Origin of the sequence: Vibrio breoganii, assembly GCF_001677275.1 — a bacterium.
Taxonomy (GTDB): Bacteria; Pseudomonadota; Gammaproteobacteria; order Enterobacterales; family Vibrionaceae; genus Vibrio; species Vibrio breoganii.
The window spans coordinates 1,012,430-1,034,724 of the sequence record NZ_CP016178.1 but is presented as its reverse complement, the minus strand read 5'-3'; the positions used below and the strand labels follow the sequence as shown (position 1 = coordinate 1,034,724).

The window sequence follows — 22,295 nt, the reverse complement described above, 5'->3', positions numbered from 1 at the left end:
TTTGAAATTCTGTTTTGTGTGTAATGAATACCCTCCTTTTGTCAATGGTGGTATTGGAACTTTTACAAAAGAAATAGCTGAGTCTTTAGTAAGGGAAGGTCACTCTGTAACCGTTGTAGGATTTTACAATAATTTGAAAGAAGATGCTTTTGAAGTTATTAACGGTGTAGAGTTGCAAATGCTAAAGAAACCGTTTCAGTCGTATCTTCTTGCACGAACTAGATTGCTTTACAAAATTAAGAAATTACATGATCAGAAAGTATTTGATATCTTAGAATGTCAAGATAACTCAGGCCTGATTACGTTTTTACCAAAGTTAGACTGCAAAATTATTGTTAGGTTTCATGGGTCTATAACTTATTTTAACGATGAGATGAAGCAGCGCTCATTCAAAGACTATGCTTGGAAGTTTTTAGAAGCAAAGACAATCGCAAAAGCTGATCAATTGGTTTCCGTTAGTGACTATACAGCTGAAAGAACGAGAGCTTTATTTTCTATACCGCAACGGCGAAGTATATATACGATATACAATGGTGTAGTTGTAGATAAAGACTTAGTAGAGCGAGACTACACAGAAAATTCTAGTTTTAATGTGGTTTTTTCTGGTTCAATTTTGAGAAAAAAAGGTTTTTTCTCTCTTATCAACTCTTGGGATTCTTTTAATTCTGAATATCCCGGCGCAGTATTACATATAGCTGGAAAAGACAATCAAGGAGTTTTAGAGAGAATACTAGAAAGGAACGGGTTAATTAAAGGACTCAAATATCATGGTATTTTAGATAAAAATAGCCTTAATGAGCTATATGATAAGTGTGATATTGCTGTATTCCCGAGTTTTTCAGAGGCATTCGCATTGGCACCTATGGAAGCTATGGCACGGCGCTTACCAGTTATTTATTCGAAACTTAGCAGTGGTAAAGAGCTAATACCTGAACATAAATATGGTTATCTTATAGATCCAAATTTCCCGGAACAAATAACGACGTGTTTACGTGAATATAAAGCGCTTTCAATATCAGAAAAGAAAAAAATAGCAAATAATTCTTATGATTTGATAAAAAACAAGTTCGATGTGAGTGCTTTAACAAAAGTTAATATAGAAATGTATAACAAAGTAATTTATGGGGAAAATTAGAATGTTAAATAAATCGATTAACTTTTACAAAAAATGGACTGATGAGAGTAGAATACTTATTTACCAAATGGGTAAAGTTGGTTCAACAAGCTTAGAAATGAACCTCAAAAATAGTCTGCACTTTCATTCTTTATACAACAACTCTCCATGTTTTCCTCACTTTCAGCAGAAGAATAATACGATAGTAAAAAAACTATACGCTACATTGAATTTGTTTCTAATTCGGCTTTTGATTAAACGTCGTAAGACCATAAAAATAATTACCCTAGTAAGGGACCCTATGCATAGAGATATATCAATGTTTTTTCAGGATTTGCCATTCTGGGTATCAAGATACATATTGAGTGATAAAGTAGATACTAGAGGTGAAGGATTTGATTTTCTATCTGATGCCTTTCATACAAGTTATGATATCGATTATGGATTAAAATGGTTTGATAAAGAACTTAAGCGATTCAGCGGTTTCGATGTATATGACCATGAATTCAATGTAGATGGAGATATTATCAAAGTTGATAAATTTGAAATATTGATATTGAAAATGGAATCAATGAATGATCATAGAGAATTAATAAACAAATTTCTTGGAGAAGAAGCCGATTTAGTTTCAACGAATAGAGGGGAAAAGAAGTGGTATGGTCCTGTGTATAAAAACTTTAAAGACAATGTAATACTAGACAGCGGTTACATTGAGAAAGTTACTTCATCTAAACTTTACAACAAATTTTATAAGTAAAATATAATGAAACCTCCTCGTAAAAGATTTGTGATTGTTCATAATTCTTTAAAAACAGTTTGGCTTTTCCGTAAAGAGTATATTAAAAGGCTTTTATCAAACGGACACGTTGTTGTTGTAATATCACCAGAAGATGACAAGCATGCTTATGATCGTCTACTTAATATGGGCGTTATCATGCGATGCTTTGATTTTGAAAGTGGCTTTAAAAAAATATTATCTATATATAAAATGAATAGATTAATAGTTTCTGAAAGAAATAATGGATCTACATTTATCTGCCATTTCTTAATTACTTATATTTACACGTTCCTGTCGTTTTTAGCTATAAATCAGAGATTATATCTTTATGTGGAAGGCATGGGTAGTTTTGCAATAAAGCATAGTTTGATTCGAAGGTTCTTGACGATCATAATTAGAGCTTCCGGTTGTAATGTTTTGTACTGTAACAAGAATGACATGTCAGACTTGAAGGTTCCAGGTGATGTGATAGGAGGAATTGGCATTGATTTAGATAAGTTCCAAATAAAATCAATTAACCAAGTCTCAAAATTCCAAATAAATATGTTATACGTTGGGCGACTGATTGGCGATAAAGGCGTTTGGGATTCAATCGAGGTATTGTCTTTGCTTCGTAAGTCTGGATTAAACGTTAAGCTGACGTTAGTTGGGGAAACCTACCCTAATAATCCATCTTCCCTAAGTGACATCGACTTACGGGAATTAAAGGAAAGGTTTTCCGACTCAATTTGTTTCGCTGGATTTCAGAAATCCACAGTGGAATGGTATCGATTGGCAGATGTAATGGTACTGCCTTCAATTAGAGAAGGATTTCCTGTCAGCGCTATGGAAGCTTCTGCGATGGGGCTTCAAACCTTTGGATATAAGACAGCAGGCATGAACGAGGCTGTTTCTGAAAGTATTAACGGGAACCTCGTTGAACTCGGAGATGTCAGTAGTTTAGCTCAAAAAATATCTGATTACTTTCATAAAAGCCCCGAAGAAAAGCGAGTTTTGAAAATATTATGTAGAGAACATGCGGAACAAAACTTTTGTCGTAAAAAAATCAGTCGAGAATTTGTTAAACGGTTGGTCAAAAAATAACGTCAGTATAGATTATAATCGTAAGATATTGTTATTGATAGCAGAAGCGATTTTTAAAAAATTCGTATTGTCCTTTGTCGTTTATAACAAATCTAATGATTTATCACGAATTGTTTTGACAGGTTTCGATATTATTTAACCATAAACTATTAATCAAGTATTTATAAATGAAAAAGCGCTTTGAATCTTTAGACGCATTTCGCGGCCTTTGCGCGGTCTGTTTGGTCGTCTATCATATGGCCTTAATTGGTAGTATTACAGAACTCGATTTTTTCAAAAAAAGTACTATTCTAGTTGAATTTTTCTTTGTGTTAAGTGGTTTTGTCTTAGCTCATGCATATGCTTTCGGCCCAAAAATTAGTTTTATAAATTATGTAAAAGCAAGGATATTGCGTATTTATCCTTTACATATATTCATGTTGTTGATTTTTATCATATTAGAGGCAATAAACTTATTACTATATAAAAGCGGGTATTCATTCGGAACAGTACCTTTCTCTGATAAAAATGGATTAGATCAGTTGCTCCCTAACTTTTTGTTATTGCAGTCTTGGTTGCCATTTACACATCCTCTTTCGTTTAATGGTCCATCCTGGAGTATAAGCGTTGAGTTTTATATGTACTTAATTCTTTTCGCAACCATTGTTATATTCAAAAAGCAAAGGCTATTTATATGGGTATCTATTTCATCTATAGCTTTTATGATGCTTTTTGTTAAATATGATTTTCCTAGTCGGCAAGTGTTTAGAGGGCTTAGCTGTTTTTTTGCGGGGGCTGTTGTATATGTTTTTTATAACAAATTTAGAAATATAAAATTCGACGGAACTATTGCTAGTTTGGTCGAGATGTTACTTTTACTGTGTGTGGTATTAATTACACAATCAGACTTAGAATACAGAAGTATATTAGCCTCATTACTGTTTGTTTTTGTTGTCTTGGTTTATTCTTATGAATTCGGTTGTGTATCAAGATTACTCAAAGGTGATTTTTTTCAACTGTTGGGAAAGATTTCTTTTTCTATTTATATGACTCACTACGCATTAGTGATTATCATTAAATCCTGCTTTATGGTTATTCAAAATATAACTGGTAAGAGAGTTGCGCCACTAGTTAATGGTTCCAGGTTCATCGACTTAGGAAGTCCTTTAATGAATAATTTATTATTGTTTTTATTTATTTTTCTTGTGATTGTCACATCATTAATAACTTACAGGTATGTTGAGATAAAAACAAAGGACTTTATCGTTAATAAGTTTTTATGATTAAATTATTTATTGGTTTCTACAATTTGTGTTGGTTTTCGTTAGAATGAATGATATTTTATTTAAAATATATAGCAAGATACTAGTTGGATCGGAGTTTAATGCAGAGCACTCACAGAGCACTCACAGAGCACTCACAGAGCACTCACAGAGCACTCACAGAGCACTCATGGGGTCAGGTCTTGCATTTTGCATTGGTGATTGGCATGAGTGTGTTTTGGTTTGAGGTGGATCGCAGATTGTTTTAAGGCTCTGTTTGTTTATCTGAGTTAGGCCGATATTTAAGAATATTATCGGCTAATTTGAGTAGACCTTTGCGATTAGAGTTTGCTGGTGCGCTGTATCATGTGACCGCGCGAGGAAACAAGCGGAACTGGATTTTCTTTCAAGATGACGACTTTATTCTCTATTTAACCATTCTTGATGAAGTTTGCGAACGGTACAATTGGGTTATACATGCCTATTGTCTAATGAGTAACCATTATCATCTGTTGCTCGAAACCCCTGATGGCAACCTTAGTAAAGAGATGTGGCAATTAAATGGTGTGTTTACTCAGAAGATCAATCGTAAACATAACCGAGTCGGTCATTTGTTCCAGGGGCGTTATAAGTCCATTTTGGTTGATCAAGAAACTTATTTGTTAGAACTGTGCCGTTATATCGTTTTAAACCCGGTGCGCGCAAAAATGGTCGATACACCCGATGAGTGGCAGTGGTCCAGTTGGCACAATATGGTTGGAATAACTCGTCTCCGGATTGGTTATCGACTGATGCGATACTGTTGCAATTTGCTAACGATCGAGACAAAGCGGTCGATGCTTATAAAAGGTTTGTTGCAGAGGGTGTTGGTGTAGAAGTTTGGTCAAACTTACGTCAGCAAGTCTTCCTTGGAGACGAGGCTTTTGTCGCTAAACACCTAACTATAAAAAATAATTTGCAGGGTGATTTGCGAGAGGTCCCTCTTAAACAGCGCCGAACAAAACCTAAAACACTTTCTGAATATAACCACGAAGCAGTTTATCGTAATAGCGCAATGAGAAGTGCGTATGCCTCCGCAGGTTATACATTGCTGCAAATCGCTGATTATTTTGATGTTCATTATTCAACAGTGAGTCGTATTGTTAACGCATCGAATATTAGATAATTGATACTTTGTTTGGGGTGGTCCTTTGGAGTTCATTCATACCTATTGGATGACACATTCGTTTTAAATGGTAAGTGCTCTGAAGAAGAGAGAAGGACGCAAGAATAAGCGGTTTGTGTAACTTGCCTCTATGATAAATGTGCGTTGTCGATTACTGTGTTGATAATCTAAAGATTTTTGTGTTGAACGTTTGTATTTTTGATGTTGGGAATTTAATTGATTAAAGAAAAATCTTTATTGCGCTCATTTTTCGGCACAGCCGGCTTGCAATTAATCGGTCGAGGTTTGACCGTAATTACGGGCATTTTATTTGCTCGTACTCTGGGGCCTGAAGAATTTGGCCGGTATAGTTTTGTCCTTTCTGTTATTGCGTTTGCTGTGTTGCCTGCAGTGGCGGGTATTCCACAGTTGATTGTTAGAGAAACAGCGCGCTATGTTGCAGATCAGCAACATGCTTTGATGCTTGGAATGTGGCAATGGAGTAATCGTTACATTTTGGCGCTGTCAGTTCTATCAATGATAGTGTTGTATGGATTAGTTTACCTTGATATTTGGCCAAGCAGCATGGGTATACTTATTGTCTCTGCGCTTATCCTAATTCCTTTCAAAGGGATGTTAGCGAGACAAACGGCTATCATCAATGGCTTGCGTAGGCCTGAATTAGCGCAGTTCCCTATGTTGATTATTGCGCCCCTTATTGCTTTGTGTATTGTGGGTTATTTATTTTTAAGTGGCTATCAACTCAGTTCGCAGCGTCTTATTTATATCCAATTAACGACTCATGCATTAGGCGTGGTGCTGTCGTATTTGCTCCTTAAACATGTCGCTAAAGGTGTAACCGTTAGTAGTAAAGCGCAGTTTCAAGTGAAGCGTTGGCAAAAGACCTTGTTACCATTTACCGTTCTTACCATAGTGGGGACGATGAACAACGAATTAGCGACGCTATTTTTGGGGATTCTAGGTAGCGAAGAAGCCATTGGCTACTTTAAGGTCGCTATGCAAGGCATTACTTTGTTAGCCCTAGGGCTCCAGGCTGTAAACACTGTGTCTGGGCCTCGCATTGCTGGGTTATATAAGCAACATAAAATAGAAGAGACACAAAAACTGCTTACGCAAAGTGTTAAGTTGAGTGTGCTTAGCTCTGTGCCTTTCGCTCTGCTATTAATCATATTTGGCGAAGAGTTGGTTTCTTTGCTGTTTGGACGTGATTACCTACCAGCAGCTAGCTTGCTAACCATTTTATGTGTCGGGCAGATTGTAAATGTGTGTATGGGCTCAGTGGGCCTTGTGTTGAATATGACGGGTAATGAGAGAAGTACCTTACGCGCACAACTTATCACCTTGGCCTTAACCGTCGTTTTGTTACTGACGTTGATTCCTTTATTTCAAGCAACAGGTGCGGCTATTGCGGTTTCTGTGGGTTTAGTCTGTTGGAATGTGATTATGGCGTTTGATGTGTATCGGTTGACGGGGTTGAAGACTTGGATTCGGGTTTGAAGGTGGGAGGTGCAAGGTGCAAGGTGAAAGGCGCAAGGGGAAAGGTGAAAGGAACAAGGAGCAAGGAAAAGCGGAAGTGGAAGGTGAGGGGGGTAATTGTTTAGGTTTTTAATTGTTTGGGGAATGGGTTTTGTTCGAGTGGTTTGTTAGTCCGGCGATGCAGGTGCTGGTTTTATTCATTGCGACTATCTTTGGGTTAATTCGTTTTCAGGCTCATTCTGACAAAGTGTTCGGTGTTTTGTTGCTCGCTTTATACGTGAGCTCTTTAGTGAGCACACAGCAGGTAATTGGTAGCTTTTCCAATAAGGGGTTACTGACTTTAATCTTGCTAATGGTTTGTTCTGTAGTGCTGGAAAAAACCAAACTACTACGTTTGATCACTAATTACATCATTGGGCCTAATTATCGCTTAACCTGGTTGCGCCTTTTTAGTCTTACTACATTTTCGTCCGCTATTTTGAATAATACGGCGGTGGTCTCGACCATGCTAGCGCCTATTCGTAATAACCCACATCATAAAGCCAGTAAACTGTTGCTACCACTTTCTTATGCGGCAATTCTGGGTGGGACGTTAACCTTAGTCGGCACGTCAACCAACTTAATCGTCAATAGCTTAGTGATCGACTCTGGCTTGCCTAGTCTTGAATTTTTTGATTTTACGGCTGTTGGTCTTTGCCTAGTGGTTGGTTGTGGCTTGTTACTGTATCTATTAAGTCCATTATTGCCTGATCATGGAAAACGTCATGTGCAGATGCGTGACTACATTATCGATACGGAAGTGTCTGCTCAATCAGACTTAGTAGGAAAGACTGTCGAGCAAAACGGCCTGCGCCATCTAGAATCATTATTTTTGGTGGAAATATTACGTCAGGGTCGTTTAATTTCTCCAGTTACCCCTCATGAAGTCATTCAACCCAACGATCGATTACTGTTTAGTGGTGATGTTAAAAAAGTGACCATCCTAACGCAGTTTGACGGCCTTTCATTATTTGCTAGTGATAGTGGCTTGCCTTTGAATAACTTATCTGAGGTGGTCATTCGCCCAGAAAGTCATTTAGTCGGTAAAACGTTAAAACATGCGGGCTTTCGAGCATTGTTTGATGCTGCGGTCGTGGCTATCAAACGTGACGGTGAAGCGTTATCAGGAAAGCTGGGTGATGTGGAGCTACAAGCCGGTGATTATTTGGTTTTGGCTGTCGGTGAGGACTTCTCTTCAAGAAACAACATAAGCAAGAACTTCTTTTTGCTTAGTGAGCTTGAAACCGATCATTGTTTAGAGGGATGGAAAGAGAAGCTAGCCATTGGCGGGTTCTTAGGCGCAATATTATTGGCCGCCATTGGCGTTGTCTCCTTGTTTAAAGTTATGCTAATACTGCTTGGCATTTTCTTATTGACGGGCTGTCTCTCTGCTAATGAAGTACTGCAACGAGTACCAAAAAATATTTGGTTAATTATTTCGTCTGCATTACTGCTTTCTCAAGCGCTGTCTAACAGCGGCGCATTAGATGGAATGGAATCTTTGGTTCATTCTTATGACCAATTGTTTACACCCTTTATTGGGCTTGTGGTGGTATATTTGTTAGCATGGTTAATGACCGAGTTAGTGACCAACAATGCGGCTGCCGCATTGGTGTTTCCGATAAGTCTTGAACTTGCTTCGAATTTATCGGCTAACCCACAAGCCTACATTCTCGCGGTGGCGTTTGGCGCCAGTGCCAGCTTTATTAGCCCCTATGGATACCAGACCAATTTAATGGTGTTCAATGCAGGACAATATAAGCTACAAGATTTCGTAAAAGTGGGCGTCCCTATGTGCCTGCTTTATGGCGTGATTGTGTTAACCGCAATTCCTGCCTTTATTGGATTGTAAAATTAAGGACTTCTTTGAAATGAACATTTCTCAAGAACGTATGACTCACTTAAAGCAACTTGAAGCTGAGTCGATACACATTATGCGTGAGGTAGCCGCTGAGTTTGATAACCCAGTGATGCTGTACTCGGTAGGCAAAGACTCTTCTGTGATGCTGCACCTGGCTCAGAAAGCATTTGCTCCAGCCACTCCTCCGTTTCCTTTGATGCACGTTGATACCACGTGGAAGTTCAAAGAAATGATTGAGTTTCGTGACTACATGGCGAAGAAGCTGGGCATGAAGCTGATTGTGCATCAAAACCCTGAAGGGGTAGAGATGGACATTAACCCGTTTGTACACGGCAGTTCGCTTCATACTGATATCATGAAAACTCAAGGCTTGAAACAAGCATTGGACAAGCATGGCTTTGACGCAGCATTTGGCGGTGCACGCCGTGATGAAGAGAAATCTCGCGCCAAAGAGCGTGTGTACTCGTTCCGTGATGAGCACCACCGTTGGGACCCAAAAAACCAACGTCCAGAGCTTTGGAATGTGTACAACGGTAAAGTGAACAAGGGCGAAAGCATTCGCGTGTTCCCACTATCAAACTGGACTGAGCTTGATATCTGGCAATACATTTACCTAGAGAACATCGAAATCCCTGGCTTGTACCTAGCAGACAAGCGCCCTGTGATTGAGCGTGACGGCATGCTGATCATGAAAGACGATGAACGCATGGAGCTCAAAGAAGGCGAAGTGGTTGAAGAGAAGATGGTGCGCTTCCGTACACTTGGTTGTTACCCACTAACGGGTGCTGTTGAATCTGAAGCGGCTACATTGCCTGAAATTATTCAAGAGATGCTTCTGACCACGACTTCTGAGCGTCAAGGCCGCGCTATTGATCACGATTCTTCTGGGTCTATGGAGAAGAAGAAGCGGGAAGGGTATTTCTAATTGAAGGTTAAAGACCTAGGTACAAGGTACAAGGGAAAAGGTACAAGGGAAAAGGCTCAAGGTTAAGAGCTAAGGAGCAGGGATGAGATTTGAAGATTTAGATGTTTGGAAACGATCAGCTCGGCTATCGGTCGAGGTGTATAGGCATTTTAAAGAATCTCGTGATTTTGGTTTCAAAGACCAAATAACTCGCTCTTCATTGTCAATTTCTTCGAATATCGCCGAAGGATATGAAAGAAGATCTAATAAAGAACTTATTAATTTCCTTTCTTATGCTAAAGGGTCTTGTGGAGAGCTAAGATCTCAAACTTATATTGGCATTGAGATTGACTATATTAACCGAGAACTAGGCAATGCCTGGATTCAAGAGGCTGAAGAAATATCTAGAATGCTATCTAGCTTGATGGCAGCAAGATCGAGCTTTTAATATCATGCTTGAACCTTGAACCTTGAACCTTGAACCTTGAACCTTGAACCTTGAACCTTGAACCTATCAAATTCAAAGGAAAATGATGTCATCTCCTTACATTAAAAAGTCCAACGAGTCCGTCTCTACTGACATCGTATGGCATAACTCAACCGTGACTCATGAAGACCGTGTTGCTCTCAAAGGGCAAAAGCCAGTTATTTTGTGGTTTACTGGGTTAAGTGGCTCCGGTAAATCGACCGTTGCTAATGCGGTTGAAAGTAAACTGCTACAAATGGACAAGCACAGCTATCTGTTAGATGGTGACAATGTGCGTCATGGTTTGAATAAAGATTTAGGTTTTTCAGATATTGATCGCGTTGAAAACATTCGCCGCATTGGTGAGGTGGCGAAACTGTTTGTGGATGCAGGCAATATTGTATTGACCGCGTTTATCTCTCCGTTTGTGTCTGACCGTCAGCAAGTGCGTGAGCTGGTTAGCGAAGGTGAGTTTCTTGAAGTGTTTGTTGACACCCCTTTAGAGGTGTGTGAAGCGCGTGACCCGAAAGGGCTCTATAAGAAAGCACGTGCCGGTGAGATTAAACACTTCACAGGTATCGACTCTGAATACCAAGCACCAGTAAATCCTGAAATCCATCTTCGTACGGCAGACCTGTCTATTGAAGCATGCGCGGATTTCGTGGTGGCAGAGCTTGAAAAGAAAGGTTATCTGCAACTAGGGGAGCACGCTTAATGCATTACGACGTATTTAATGGTGATGCCGATGGCATCATTGCGCTGCTTCAACTTCGTTTTGCTGAGCCGAAAGACTCGACCCTGATTACTGGCGTGAAGCGCGACATCAAGCTGCTTAAGCAAGTCGACAGCAATAAAGCCACTTCAGTGACGGCGCTGGACATCTCTATGGAGAAAAACCTGCCTGAGCTTGAGTTTCTTTTAGAAGCGGATGTGGCGGTGTTCTATTGCGACCATCACCGCAGCGGTGATATCCCGCAGTCTAAAAAACTCGAAGCACTCATCGACCTAGATGCTGAGGTGTGCACCAGTTTATTGATAAACCAAAAACTGGGTGGCCGATACGCCAAATGGGCGGTGGTGGCGGCTTTTGGTGACAATCTGTTCGCGTCTGCACAGAAGCTCGCTTCAGAGATCGGTTTATCTGAATCTGAGACTGAATTTCTCAAAGAGCTAGGCACTTTGATTAATTACAACGGTTATGGTGCGTCGCTGGACGATTTGCACATCGCACCAGCTGAGCTCTATCGACAGCTGACACAGTTTGAAGACCCGCTTGCGCTTTTGGATGAGCAAACCTCGCCATACCATGTGCTTAAAAAAGGCTATACCCTAGATCACAAAAAGGTATCTAGCATTGAGCCTTCTTATAGTGACGCGCAGTGCAAAGTGTTTGAACTCCCTTGTGAAGCATGGGCTCGACGCATCAGTGGAGTATTTGGCAATGAGCTTGCCAACCTTAGCCCTGAGCTTGCGCATGGCGTGTTAACACTGAACGCCAATCTTGCGGATTACACCGTGAGCGTGCGTGCACCGCTCAATAACCGAGTGGGCGCCGATGAGATTTGCTCATCGTTTCCAACTGGGGGAGGGCGTAAAGCGGCTGCGGGCATTAATCAGTTGCCAAAAGGCGATGTAGCTAAGTTCACTCAAGTGCTGAGTGACTTCTACGCATAGTCGAATGAACAAATTTGTGTGCTGGCATAAAGGCGAGCACACACTCAAATTTAAATTTGGGCATGTAAGCCCAATTAAAGAATAACTAGGAGAACATTATGTCTCACAGCTCAGAGCTGATTGCTACGGACATCGAAGCGTATCTGAAAGTCCATGAAAACAAAGATTTATTACGCTTCCTGACTTGCGGTAATGTGGATGACGGTAAATCTACGCTAATTGGTCGTCTGCTTTACGATTCAAAGCTGATTTATGAAGACCAAATGGCGGCGATTGAGAAAGACTCTCAAAAGTTCAACACCACTGATGGCGACTTTGACTTAGCGCTTTTGGTTGATGGATTGCAGTCTGAGCGCGAGCAGGGTATTACCATTGATGTAGCGTACCGTTATTTCTCAACGGATAAGCGCAAGTTTATTATTGCGGATACTCCTGGACACGAGCAGTACACTCGTAACATGGTTACTGGTGCTTCTACCTGTGATCTTGCGATTGTTATGGTCGATGCGCGCCACGGTATTCAAACTCAAACTCGTCGTCATAGCTATATCTGTAGTCTTTTAGGCATTAAGCACATCATTGTTGCCATCAACAAGATGGACTTGATGGACTATAGCCAAGAGGTGTATCAGAAAATCAAAGCGGACTACCGCGACATGGCCAAGAATTTCAATATTGACGATATTCGCTTTGTGCCTATCTCTGCACTAAATGGTGACAACGTGGTAACGCCAAGCGAAGCAATGGATTGGTATCCTGGCGCAACGCTGATGAAACTGCTGGAAACGGTGAAGATTGACCAAGATAAAGATCTTGAGCACATGCGCTTCCCAGTGCAGTACGTGAACCGTCCGAACCTTAACTTCCGCGGCTTCTGTGGCACGCTGGCATCGGGTTTAGTTGAAGTGGGGGATGAAGTCACAGCTCTGCCATCAGGTAAGCAGTCTCGCATTAAGTCTATCTATACCTTTGATGGTGAACTGGAAACCGCGCGCCCAGGTCAAGCGATCACTATTACTCTTGAAGATGAAATTGATGTGTCTCGTGGGGACATGTTGGTGCACAACGGTCATGAGCCAAGCGTTACCAACAAAGTAAACGCTCACGTGGTATGGATGGGTGAGAACCCAATGCGTACGCATAAAGAGTACATTTTTAAGTTCGCGACTAAGTCTTGCATAGGTAAAGTGACGGGCATTCCGCATAAGATTGACGTTAATACACTGGAGCAACATGCAGAAGACAGTGAAACGCTAGAGCTAAACGAAATCGCACTTTCTCAGATTGCCCTTACCGATAAAATCGCTGTAGATACCTACCAAACGCTGCCACAAACAGGTTCATTTATTGTGATTGACCGTCACAACAATGTGACTGTTGGAGCGGGTATGGTTGAGTCAGTTTCGAACGACGCTAATGAGCAAGGTCGAATCTACTCACAGGCAGAAAAAGATCTTAACGCTTATGTGCGCAAGCACTTCCCTGAGTGGAGCTGTGAAGAGATCTAACCCTCAAAAAAGCAGCTTCGGCTGCTTTTTCTAAGCCGGTTTTCCAGTTGTCAAGCCTATTGGGGAGATCGTCGGTGATCCTTTTTTCTTCAATAAAATCGGCGAGTTAGCATAGGGAGTGTCTCAGGCAGAGACAGATTTGAGACACTTTTTGTGACCTATTTTAGCGCCCAATAGGTGGTTTTTCCCAGTCGATAGCGTAATGTCATACTTTGTTGATAGTGTCAGCACTGCGTTAATTCGGCTTAATTATTCTGATAGCTAACTTTAGGGTATCCGTCATGGCCCAGAAAAACCCTCGGGGACGACGGTTTTGATCGTACGAGCATTTAAGCAACATCCTTAAAGCCCAACATAGGGCTCATTCCACATAATAAAAATTTCAAAGAAGAGTTAGGCAACGTCAATTATGATCAAACATTGTTTATTTCCCGCCGCAGGCTACGGCACGCGCTTTTTACCGGCCACCAAATCCATGCCCAAAGAGATGATGCCCATCGTCAACAAACCGTTGATTGAATACGGCGTGGATGAGGCCATTCAAGCAGGCATGACCAGCATGGCGGTGGTGACAGGCCGTGGCAAAAGCTCATTGATGGATCACTTCGATAAAAACTATGAGCTAGAGCATCAAATCCAAGGCACTAATAAAGAGCCTTTATTGGATGACATTCGCTCACTGATTGATTCTGCGCAGTACACCTTTATTCGCCAACGCGAAATGAAGGGCTTGGGCCACGCCATTTTAACAGGTAAAGAACTGGTGGGAGACAATCCGTTTGCCGTGGTACTGGCAGATGATCTGTGCATCAATGAAGAGCAAGGCGTACTGGCACAAATGGCGGCGCTGCATCGTCAGTTTCGCTGCTCGATTGTGGCGGTGGAAGAAGTGCCTGAATCAGAGACACATAAATACGGCGTAATAGCGGGTGAGCATTTGAGTGATGACTTGATTCGTATTACCGATATGGTGGAAAAGCCAGAGCAGGGCACTGCGCCAAGTAATCTTGCGATTATTGGCCGTTACATCTTAACGCCAGATATCTTTGATATTTTAGACAATACAGAGCCTGGCAAAGGTGGCGAGATCCAAATTACCGATGCGTTGCTTGAGCAAGCAAAGAACGGCTGTGTGATTGCGTACAAATTCAAAGGCAAGCGTTTTGATTGCGGCAGTGTGGAAGGGTACATCGAAGCCACTAACTATTGCTATCAGAATGTGTATTTGAAAGGCAGTAAGGCTGAGATTGATAAAGACTCGACTGAGAAGTTGTAGTGTAAAGCTTTGTGTCTTAATGGTCATTGGTAGGATAGGGCTTGATGGTTGAGCTGGTGTTATTCCGTATTGCTTTTGGTATCGGCTGTGACTTTTTATTATTGCTAGATCCCCGACCAGTGTGCTGGCCCAGAGAAGCGCTCGGGGATGACGGCTTGGTTAGGGATGACGGGCTTGGTTAGCGGTTGGCGGAGTATCTTGGGGCTTGATGCAGTAACACTTTTGGGGTGCCGGTTTTCAAGTTTTGATTTTGTGCGCTCTAAGGTTCTGGTTTTCACCAGAATGACGGAAATGATAGTACGTTTTTAAAAAGTGTCTTTTTTGACATTACTTTCGGTTGGCTAGACCGATACATTATTTTCTTAGTTCTTAGTTCTTAGTTCTTAGTTCTTAGTTCTTAGTTCTTAGTTCTTAGTTCCACTATTTTTATTATTCATAGGCTTAAATCATGTCATTGTTTGACTATGCCATCGAACTCTCGATGTTTTTCTTTTTATCGCTTGCAGTGCTTTATTGCATGCGCAAAGTAGGCTACGCCGTTGGGTTAGTCGATAAACCCAATGCTCGTAAACTGCACCAAGGTAGTATCCCTCTGGTGGGGGGCATCTCTATTTGTATCACGACGCTGTATTTCATTTATGTGAACCAAGATGAAATGATGCACGCTGAGTGGTTTGCCGCGTGTTTAACGATATTGGTGCTCATTGGCATTGCTGATGATCGCTTTGATATTAGCTATAAACTGCGCATGGGCGTGCAAGCGATCCTGACCCTAGTGATGGTGTATCAGACGGGTATGACACTGAGCCATATTGGAAATGCGCTAGGCTTTGGCGTTTGGGCTTTTCCTCCTTATGTTGACATTATCGTGACGCTATTTGCGGTCATTGGCGCGATCAATGCGTTTAATATGGTCGATGGCATCGATGGTTTGCTTGGCGGGTTAACCATGGTGGTGTTCACCTCACTCGGTGTGGTCTTTTACGCTCACGATATCACTCGCTCTGCGTACTTTTGCGCGGTGTTTGTGACCATCCTTCTTCCTTTTGTTTTGTTCAACCTGGGCTACTTTGGCAAAGTCAGAAAAGTGTTCATGGGTGATGCGGGCAGTATGATGATTGGCTTTGTGGTCATCTGGATCTTGATGGGCGGTACGCAGGGTCTCAATGATCACTTTGTTATTCGCCCTGTGACCGCGCTTTGGATCATTGCCGTCCCGCTTATCGATATGATGACCATCATGGTGCGTCGTATTCGTAAAGGACATTCTCCATTCCAACCTGACCGCGAGCATTTTCATCACATCATGCAACGTATTGGTTTAACGCCACGACAATCGCTGGTGTTGATTTGCAGCGTGCAAATACTGTATGCCACAGTGGGTTTGCTAGGGGAGTACTTCGCCATTCCTGAATACATCATGTTCTACACCATTGTGGGTTGTTTCTTATTCCACACCTATTGGATGAGTCATTCCTTTCAATTGGCTAAGGCTGTGAGGAAGTGGAAAGGGACTGAGCAACCGATTGAAGTGCAGTCTTAAATTGCTTTCTCTATAGTTCAGTAGCGCTACGAATGGTGTTTTTCAATATTCGTTAACGCTGCGGTCAATATGGTTATATTTAATTTAACGGAGCAGCAGACATAACTTTTGGTATGACACCGCGTAACTTTCAAGATCGAGGCAGTGTCTTGTAATGACGTTCTGAATCCAAGACTATTTCTTGACGAAGGCTCCCTAGTTGGAGCCTTTGTTACATCTAGGGTATAGGAAAATAATAATAACAATGGTTAAGCCCATCTTTAACCTACCAGATAAAGCCTATTAGTTTTGAATTGCAGTGAATCCGTCATTCCGCAGCTAATTCCAGATTTAAATTAGTGTGATCTAGCGATCATTTATTCACCTCAAGACGATGTGAAGCTTGACGCAGATCCCCAGCTTTGATCTATTACTGTTATTTGTCGGTCGCATAATATGTCTGCATCTCAACCTGTCATCAAACGCTTAGATCACCTCGGATTAATCGCCGCTTTTTGCCACGAAATAGACTTGCCTGGGATCATCGACCGAATCATTCCCAAGTATTCAGAGCACCGCGTTTCACACGGTGATGCTGTTCTAGCGATGATTTTAAATGGGCTCGGTTTTCACAGCCGCACTTTGCACATGTTCTCCGACTTCTTTGAGACCAAACCAGTCGCAAAGTTACTCGCAAAAGATATTGAAGCTAAACACTTAACCGATGACGTACTTGGTCGCACGTTAGATGCCCTCTATGATGCTGATGTGTCAGTGCTTTATCAGGTCATTGCGGAGCATGTGGTAAACAAGCTAGGCCTAACAACAAACTCCGTACACCTTGATATTACAAGCTTTCATGTGGATGGTGAGTATGCGCAAAGTGACGATACCAATGCGATTCAACTTGTTAAAGGCTACAGTCGTGACCACCGCCCAGAGCTCAACCAAGTTGTCTTAGAGCTCATCTGTGAAAACCAAGCTGGATTACCTGTCTACATGCAAGCGCTGAGCGGGAACACAAACGATGCCAAAGCGTTTGCGGAAGTTACCAAGCGGCATATTCATTGTCTAAAAGCGGCACAAAACAGCCGTTACTTTATTGCTGATGCTGCGCTATACACAGAAGAGAGTATTACTTCGCTTGATGAACAGCAGCAAAAATTCATCACTCGCGTGCCAATGACGCTAAAACTCTCAAAGCAAGCTCTACTCAACCTTAAACCAGAGCAGTTGACCGCCATCGGTAACGGATATTCAGGCCATTGGATAAAGTCTGATTATGGCAACGTTGAGCAACGTTGGTTATTGATAAAGAATGAGCAAGCGACCAAACGAGAGGAGGCGACCTTCTACAAAAATCTCGATAAAAACCTCACAAAAGAACTCAAGTCATTGAACCAATTAACCAAAAAGCAATTTGCATGTGAAGTCGATGCTCAAAAGGCGATGAATGAATTTGCTAGCGGGTGTCAGTTGTTGGGATTTGAGCGCACGACTATTATCAAAGAGCCTATCTACACAGGACGTGGGCGTCCTAAAAAAGAAGCTAAACCAATAGGTTACCACTATAGCATTGAAACTTGGCCATTTACTGATTTAGACAAGGTCAAGCTTGCAAAATTAAAGGTGGGCATGTTCATCATCGCCACCAACGACACTCAAAGCTCAGATCTATCAATGTCGGCATTACTTGAGCACTACAAATCCCAGCAAAAAGTAGAACGTGGTTTTCGATTTTTGAAAAGCCCTGAATTTTTAACTTCATCAATCTTCTTGAAAAAGCCACAGCGCATTGAAGCTCTGTTGATGATCATGACGTTGAGCTTGTTAGTTTACTCAGGTCTCGAGCACAAGGTGCGAGAGCAGCTAGCTCAGACCGACGAGTTCTTCCCGAGTATGGTGAAGAACAAAACGACATCAACGCCCACAGCACGCTGGGTATTTTTAAAATTTGAGGGCATAGATACGCTCGAAATAGGCGATCAGCGATTTATAACCGGCATGCAAGACTATCAAACTCGGCTGCTCAAACTTCTTGGTTCGCTATATGAAGCGGTTTATTCCTAAATTGGCTGCGAAATGTCGGCTTTATCATAGCCAAAAAATTTTAATTCGTTAAACTACTCTTCGCTGGCATTTTTATGGACAATTAAGCTGAATGAAATTGATACCCGCGTTGTTCTATTTCGATAGGGAAACAGAGAAAGCATTCCAACACTCTCTCAACGAACGCTCACGTTCCAACGTCGCCATACTCCGTTATCTCAGCATTGCAATATTTTTGGCGTTTTTTATCTTTTCTTTCATCATAGAAACCAATATCAAGTCTGCAGACAACCTTAACAGGTTACTGATTGCCGCAGTCTTTCTTCCTTTAGGTGTGTTCACGGCTAAGGCAGACCCTAAAAATCTGGATACCTTATGGTTTTATTTAGGTTGCGGCTTGAGCGTATTGATGGGGGCATTCTTCTTTAACTATGCGCAGAGGCATGACGAGTTATATGAAGGTGGACCAATGCTCGCGGCTATGGTTATGTCAGCCATTCCCATCCTTCACCTTGGTGAAAAGCTGATTCTTTGGGGGTTGCTTGGCATCAGCCTGTTATCCATACAGCTATTGACTAGCGTTGATATCATCTGGTCGTTAAACTTTTATGCATTGACCATAGTGGTTATCGGGGTGATGCAGTATCACACCGATATTTTACTTAGAAGCCAATATAAATACGAGATGCTTGAAAAGGACAAGGCACAGACCGACAAGCTAACAGGCGTGCACAATCGTCACAGCTTCGATATCAAATTTGCTGATCTTCTATCTGGTTTGAGACAGGGTCAGCACCTTTGTATCGCCATCATTGATATTGACTACTTCAAAAATTTTAACGATTACTACGGGCATTTAGAAGGTGACCGAGTGTTGATACAAGTTGCACGTCTGCTGTCAGTGCAACCATCAGATCTAGTCGTACGGTTTGGTGGTGAGGAATTTATACTCTTAAAAGTGAGTGATGACGAAAATTCACAGTGGCTTAAACAGTTGCCGTCTCAATTCAAACAGCTCAACATACCCCATGTAAAGTCAGATACTGGCTATGTTACCGTATCTATTGGTATCGCCACACTTACCAAGAAGTCACACCGCAACATCACCAAAAAGCAGCTTCTAAGCGCTGCGGATGAGTGTCTTTACCAAGCAAAGCTAGAAGGGCGTAACCGCATTTGCTCTAAAGCTGTATAGTTATCTGCGCTGGGACTACTTCTTGTTTGATACCAAGGTTGCTCTGGGTTAGTGCGCGAGTCGGCTTCTGGCTCATCGTGTTCTGTCGCGTTCAAACCGGTTGCCATGTTTGCTGTATCAATAACAGAAACGGTATCCCATGCACTGCCTTTCAGCTCAGGAATGTATTTGGTAACGGGATCGTTAGGGTTTACTTTGCCTTCATCAACCAACTTAGCTAATTCAATGCCCGCGGTGATTTTTGATGGTCTTAAGCCCTCTGAAGCGGAATGAGAATTTGGTGTCGCAGTGAATACAGTCGCGCGTGATGTTAAACGTTTAACGGATGCTATTGAGTTTTGTGAGCGCATTGTCGAGGCGGGAAAAACAAAATAATTTTTGCGCAATCAGGCCGTAGTTATCGATGACTAAATTGTCTTCAAAATCCCCATAGTAACCTGCCTGATCTTCAGTGAAGAGATATAACATATTTGGCGTAACAGCATTTGAATAAGGGAGCGCTTTGTTCGGCATACTTTGGCTTGCGATACTGTGCAACCAAAGAAGCTTAAGTTTATAAGATGAAGGGTGCGTCCATCCAACTTAAACATTGCCCCCGCGATGACGCCATTTAGTGCAACAGTCTTGGTAAACTGAAAATCCTCACAAACCTTGATTTTGGTCAAGAATCAATTTGCCCCAACGCCTTTATTGAACACTATGCTTAGTTACATAGGCCGGGGTGAGTCATACACTGCCTATCAAAAAACACAGTGTTTAAGGTTCCTAACCTTAAGTCGTTCATTGTCCTAATTTTCTCAGGAAAGGGGCAACCTAATGAAAACTATTTACAATTGTCACTGCCATTTATTTACAGATAAAAATTTGCCAAATAACTACCTAGGCTTTGGTTTGGTAAAAATGGTTAGAAATAAATCGGTGGCAAAATCAGCTCAATTTCTACTTCGAAACCTTAATCCGCTGAGTGGTTATGACGTCGGTAATCGGTTCGATGCGTTTTTGAAGGCGGTGTATCGTGAAAGCCAAGAAGAAAACTTAAAAGCGCTTATTGGCTATTATCCAGAGGGGACTAAATTTATTGTTTTGCCCATGGACATGGCATACATGCAGCGTAAAAGCTTGCCATTCACAAAACCGAAAAAGGGTAAAATTGAAGAGGATATTGATGAGCAGCACAACAAGTTAGCCGTACTTGCTAAGTCCTATCCAAATACAGTCATCCCTTTTGCACACATTGATCCTCGTCGAGAAGACTCTTTAGAGCGTCTGTCATCACTTGTGGAAAAGTCTGGATTTAAAGGAGTTAAAATTTATCCACCACTTGGTTACTCTCCAACTCATCCTAGGTTGCTGGAAGAAATTTACCCATATATGCAGAAAAAAAATATTCCGCTAATTGCGCATTGTTCGCCAGGATCCGTATACACGCAGGAAACCGATAAAAAATCGGCACATCAATATGCGCACCCTAATAATTACATAGAAGTAATGGATAAATTCCCTAAGTTAAGAATCTGTTTAGCACACTTTGGTGGGATTGGTGAATGGAAACGCTTCTTTTCTGAATCTAGAGATAGCAGAAACCCTGCATGGGTTAAAGTAATTATAGATCTAATGAGAGCCAATGAATATCCTAACCTTTATGCTGATATTTCATATACTATTTTTGACCAACAAGAGAATGTCCCTCTTCTTAAAGTACTACTGCAGGATGAAAAAATTAGAGACAAGGTGCTTTTTGGATCTGATTTTTATATGGTTGAAAACCATAAATACTCAGAGAGAAGGTTGTCTATTGATTTACGATCTGAGTTAGGTGAAAAGTTATTCTGGCAAATTGCGAATGCTAACCCTAAAGCATTTTTAAATATAGATACTTTAGATATCAAAACACTACTTAATAAGAACGCTAATGTAGTATTTGAAGATGAAAAATAAATAGTTAGATTGGCCAACTTTTTTGTGTTGAAATGAGAGTTTAATAAAGGTTCATAGGCCGAACACTGAGGGATCCCCTCATAACTCCCCCAAAGTGCAACCATGTTTGAACAGATTTCGAGCAAGCATGGTTGCAGCTGCGAGCAAGTCTTCCCTCGTTATTGCGTAGCCAGAATGCCGCAGAACTTCCATGCCTAAGCGCACCGCTGAGAGTATATTTCGATTTCTGACAGTGTTAGCTTGAAAGTGCTTATCCGGTAATCCCCCCGAAAAGTAACACCGATTTAAACCAACCGGTTTCAGATAGCTGAATTTGATAGTCGGCCAACATTGAGGTCTCAAATTGATCGCCTCGCTTAAAAGGCTTTAAACTTTCCAACCTTGGAAGATCGATTTGACTATGCACTATGGTGATTTCACCAAATCGATAACGCGGCCCACTGTCAAAATGAAGGTGGATAAACGCCTGATTATTATTAGGGGAAACCTCAAGCCGACTAGTCGTAAATTGACTGTCAAAGTACCCTTTTTGCAGGGCAAGCGTACGCAATCGGCTTTTTAGATCATCATAATTTTTATGGTTTAGCTGTTGACCAACATCTAATGACGACACCTTTAGCGCGTCAATGAAGTCTGCATCTGACTTGGCCTCGCCAACAATGTTGATGTCCGACTGGGCGATGAGCATGGGTGAACCTGGGTCGATATTCAAGATGAGCTTATCGCCCCCTTTTTTCTCGATTGCAATATTAAAATTGTAGAAACCTAAGGGGGTGAGCGCCTCACTCACGATAGAACGCCACTTTGACTGAGTAAAATTAAACGCGACAGGCTCTCCAACCGATTCAATGTAATAATCGAGATTGGTAGCGGATTCATCAGATAACCCTTCAATATCAATTGAAGGACGTGCCAGTGCCACTTGCGGAGTTACGCCGAGCGTAATAATAAGGGTCAGAACTATTTGAAGGCGTTTAATCACGAAGCTCCTCACCGTTGAAACAGA

At 41.6% G+C, this 22,295-nt stretch carries 19 protein-coding genes and 4 pseudogenes; 19 read left to right on the top strand and 4 right to left on the bottom strand.

Translation table 11 applies throughout. The features are described 5' to 3' along the window. The first annotated feature begins 1 nt into the window (after window position 1). The 18 genes and pseudogenes from A6E01_RS17545 to A6E01_RS17470 all read left to right on the top strand — a co-directional run bounded on the left by A6E01_RS17545 (window position 2) and on the right by A6E01_RS17470 (window position 19,351). Window positions 2-1,135 carry a glycosyltransferase family 4 protein gene (locus tag A6E01_RS17545; RefSeq protein WP_065210865.1) on the top strand — a complete coding sequence of 378 codons (1,134 nt, stop codon included), beginning with the start codon at window positions 2-4 and terminating at the stop codon, window positions 1,133-1,135. 1 nt (window position 1,136) lies between these two features. Further along, the gene (locus A6E01_RS17540; RefSeq protein ID WP_167714334.1) at window positions 1,137-1,871 is read left to right on the top strand and encodes a putative capsular polysaccharide synthesis family protein; all 735 of its coding nucleotides are present in this window, start codon (window positions 1,137-1,139) and stop codon (window positions 1,869-1,871) included. 6 nt (window positions 1,872-1,877) lie between these two features. Continuing rightward, window positions 1,878-2,975, top strand: a complete 1,098-nt coding sequence (locus A6E01_RS17535) for a glycosyltransferase (RefSeq protein WP_065210863.1) — start codon at window positions 1,878-1,880, stop codon at window positions 2,973-2,975. 167 nt (window positions 2,976-3,142) lie between these two features. Beyond that, a complete protein-coding gene (locus tag A6E01_RS17530; RefSeq protein ID WP_065210862.1) occupies window positions 3,143-4,237 on the top strand; it encodes an acyltransferase family protein in 1,095 nt (364 codons plus the stop codon). Between the two features lie 101 nt (window positions 4,238-4,338). Further along, a complete protein-coding gene (locus A6E01_RS21320; RefSeq protein ID WP_156744632.1) occupies window positions 4,339-4,485 on the top strand; it encodes a hypothetical protein in 147 nt (48 codons plus the stop codon). A 99-nt stretch (window positions 4,486-4,584) separates the two neighbouring features. Beyond that, window positions 4,585-4,896 (top strand): annotated as a pseudogene (locus tag A6E01_RS21595) (transposase); the annotation flags it as partial. Between the two features lie 62 nt (window positions 4,897-4,958). Next, the gene (locus tag A6E01_RS21590; protein ID WP_237334560.1) at window positions 4,959-5,381 is read left to right on the top strand and encodes a hypothetical protein; all 423 of its coding nucleotides are present in this window, start codon (window positions 4,959-4,961) and stop codon (window positions 5,379-5,381) included. A 216-nt stretch (window positions 5,382-5,597) separates the two neighbouring features. Next, window positions 5,598-6,878, top strand: a complete 1,281-nt coding sequence (locus tag A6E01_RS17520; RefSeq protein ID WP_082961403.1) for a flippase — start codon at window positions 5,598-5,600, stop codon at window positions 6,876-6,878. A 157-nt stretch (window positions 6,879-7,035) separates the two neighbouring features. After that, a complete protein-coding gene (locus A6E01_RS17515) occupies window positions 7,036-8,748 on the top strand; it encodes an SLC13 family permease (protein ID WP_082961412.1) in 1,713 nt (570 codons plus the stop codon). Between the two features lie 19 nt (window positions 8,749-8,767). Further along, window positions 8,768-9,682: a sulfate adenylyltransferase subunit CysD gene (gene cysD / locus A6E01_RS17510; protein ID WP_065210860.1), complete on the top strand. Its 915-nt coding sequence runs from the start codon at window positions 8,768-8,770 to the stop codon at window positions 9,680-9,682. 82 nt (window positions 9,683-9,764) lie between these two features. After that, entirely contained in the window at window positions 9,765-10,109 is a 345-nt protein-coding gene (locus tag A6E01_RS17505; RefSeq protein WP_065210859.1) for a four helix bundle protein, read from the top strand. An 85-nt stretch (window positions 10,110-10,194) separates the two neighbouring features. Beyond that, the gene (gene cysC / locus A6E01_RS17500; protein ID WP_065210858.1) at window positions 10,195-10,842 is read left to right on the top strand and encodes an adenylyl-sulfate kinase; all 648 of its coding nucleotides are present in this window, start codon (window positions 10,195-10,197) and stop codon (window positions 10,840-10,842) included. After that, on the top strand, window positions 10,842-11,801 hold the full coding sequence (locus tag A6E01_RS17495; protein WP_065210857.1) for an acetyltransferase: 960 nt from the start codon (window positions 10,842-10,844) through the stop codon (window positions 11,799-11,801). The genes cysC and A6E01_RS17495 overlap by 1 nt, the downstream gene beginning before the upstream one ends. 98 nt (window positions 11,802-11,899) lie before the next feature. Beyond that, window positions 11,900-13,309 carry a sulfate adenylyltransferase subunit CysN gene (gene cysN / locus A6E01_RS17490; RefSeq protein WP_065210856.1) on the top strand — a complete coding sequence of 470 codons (1,410 nt, stop codon included), beginning with the start codon at window positions 11,900-11,902 and terminating at the stop codon, window positions 13,307-13,309. Between the two features lie 409 nt (window positions 13,310-13,718). Then, entirely contained in the window at window positions 13,719-14,585 is an 867-nt protein-coding gene (gene galU / locus A6E01_RS17485) for a UTP--glucose-1-phosphate uridylyltransferase GalU (RefSeq protein ID WP_065210855.1), read from the top strand. 448 nt (window positions 14,586-15,033) lie between these two features. Further along, entirely contained in the window at window positions 15,034-16,128 is a 1,095-nt protein-coding gene (gene wecA, locus A6E01_RS17480) for a UDP-N-acetylglucosamine--undecaprenyl-phosphate N-acetylglucosaminephosphotransferase (protein ID WP_065210854.1), read from the top strand. Window positions 16,129-16,563: 435 nt separating this feature from the next. Beyond that, window positions 16,564-18,177 carry an IS1634 family transposase gene (locus tag A6E01_RS17475; protein WP_065210853.1) on the top strand — a complete coding sequence of 538 codons (1,614 nt, stop codon included), beginning with the start codon at window positions 16,564-16,566 and terminating at the stop codon, window positions 18,175-18,177. A gap of 91 nt (window positions 18,178-18,268) precedes the next feature. After that, a complete protein-coding gene (locus A6E01_RS17470) occupies window positions 18,269-19,351 on the top strand; it encodes a GGDEF domain-containing protein (RefSeq protein ID WP_065210852.1) in 1,083 nt (360 codons plus the stop codon). 26 nt (window positions 19,352-19,377) lie between these two features. On the opposite strand, the pseudogene A6E01_RS21070 reads toward A6E01_RS17470, so the two are convergent. Both A6E01_RS21070 and A6E01_RS21705 read right to left on the bottom strand, forming a co-directional pair. After that, window positions 19,378-19,596: pseudogene (locus tag A6E01_RS21070) on the bottom strand (serine hydrolase domain-containing protein); the annotation flags it as partial. Between the two features lie 267 nt (window positions 19,597-19,863). Next, window positions 19,864-19,968, bottom strand: a pseudogene (locus tag A6E01_RS21705) (alcohol dehydrogenase); the annotation flags it as partial. 199 nt (window positions 19,969-20,167) lie between these two features. Between A6E01_RS21705 and A6E01_RS17460 the strand changes: the two are divergent. Further along, a complete protein-coding gene (locus A6E01_RS17460) occupies window positions 20,168-21,289 on the top strand; it encodes an amidohydrolase family protein (protein ID WP_065210851.1) in 1,122 nt (373 codons plus the stop codon). 78 nt (window positions 21,290-21,367) lie between these two features. Here A6E01_RS17460 and A6E01_RS21065 read toward each other — a convergent pair. Further along, window positions 21,368-21,544, bottom strand: a pseudogene (locus A6E01_RS21065) (IS4 family transposase); the annotation flags it as partial. After that, the gene (locus tag A6E01_RS21720; RefSeq protein ID WP_371982746.1) at window positions 21,540-21,977 is read right to left on the bottom strand and encodes a POTRA domain-containing protein; all 438 of its coding nucleotides are present in this window, start codon (window positions 21,975-21,977) and stop codon (window positions 21,540-21,542) included. The pseudogene A6E01_RS21065 and the gene A6E01_RS21720, both read right to left, overlap by 5 nt. Window positions 21,978-22,295 lie beyond the last annotated feature (318 nt).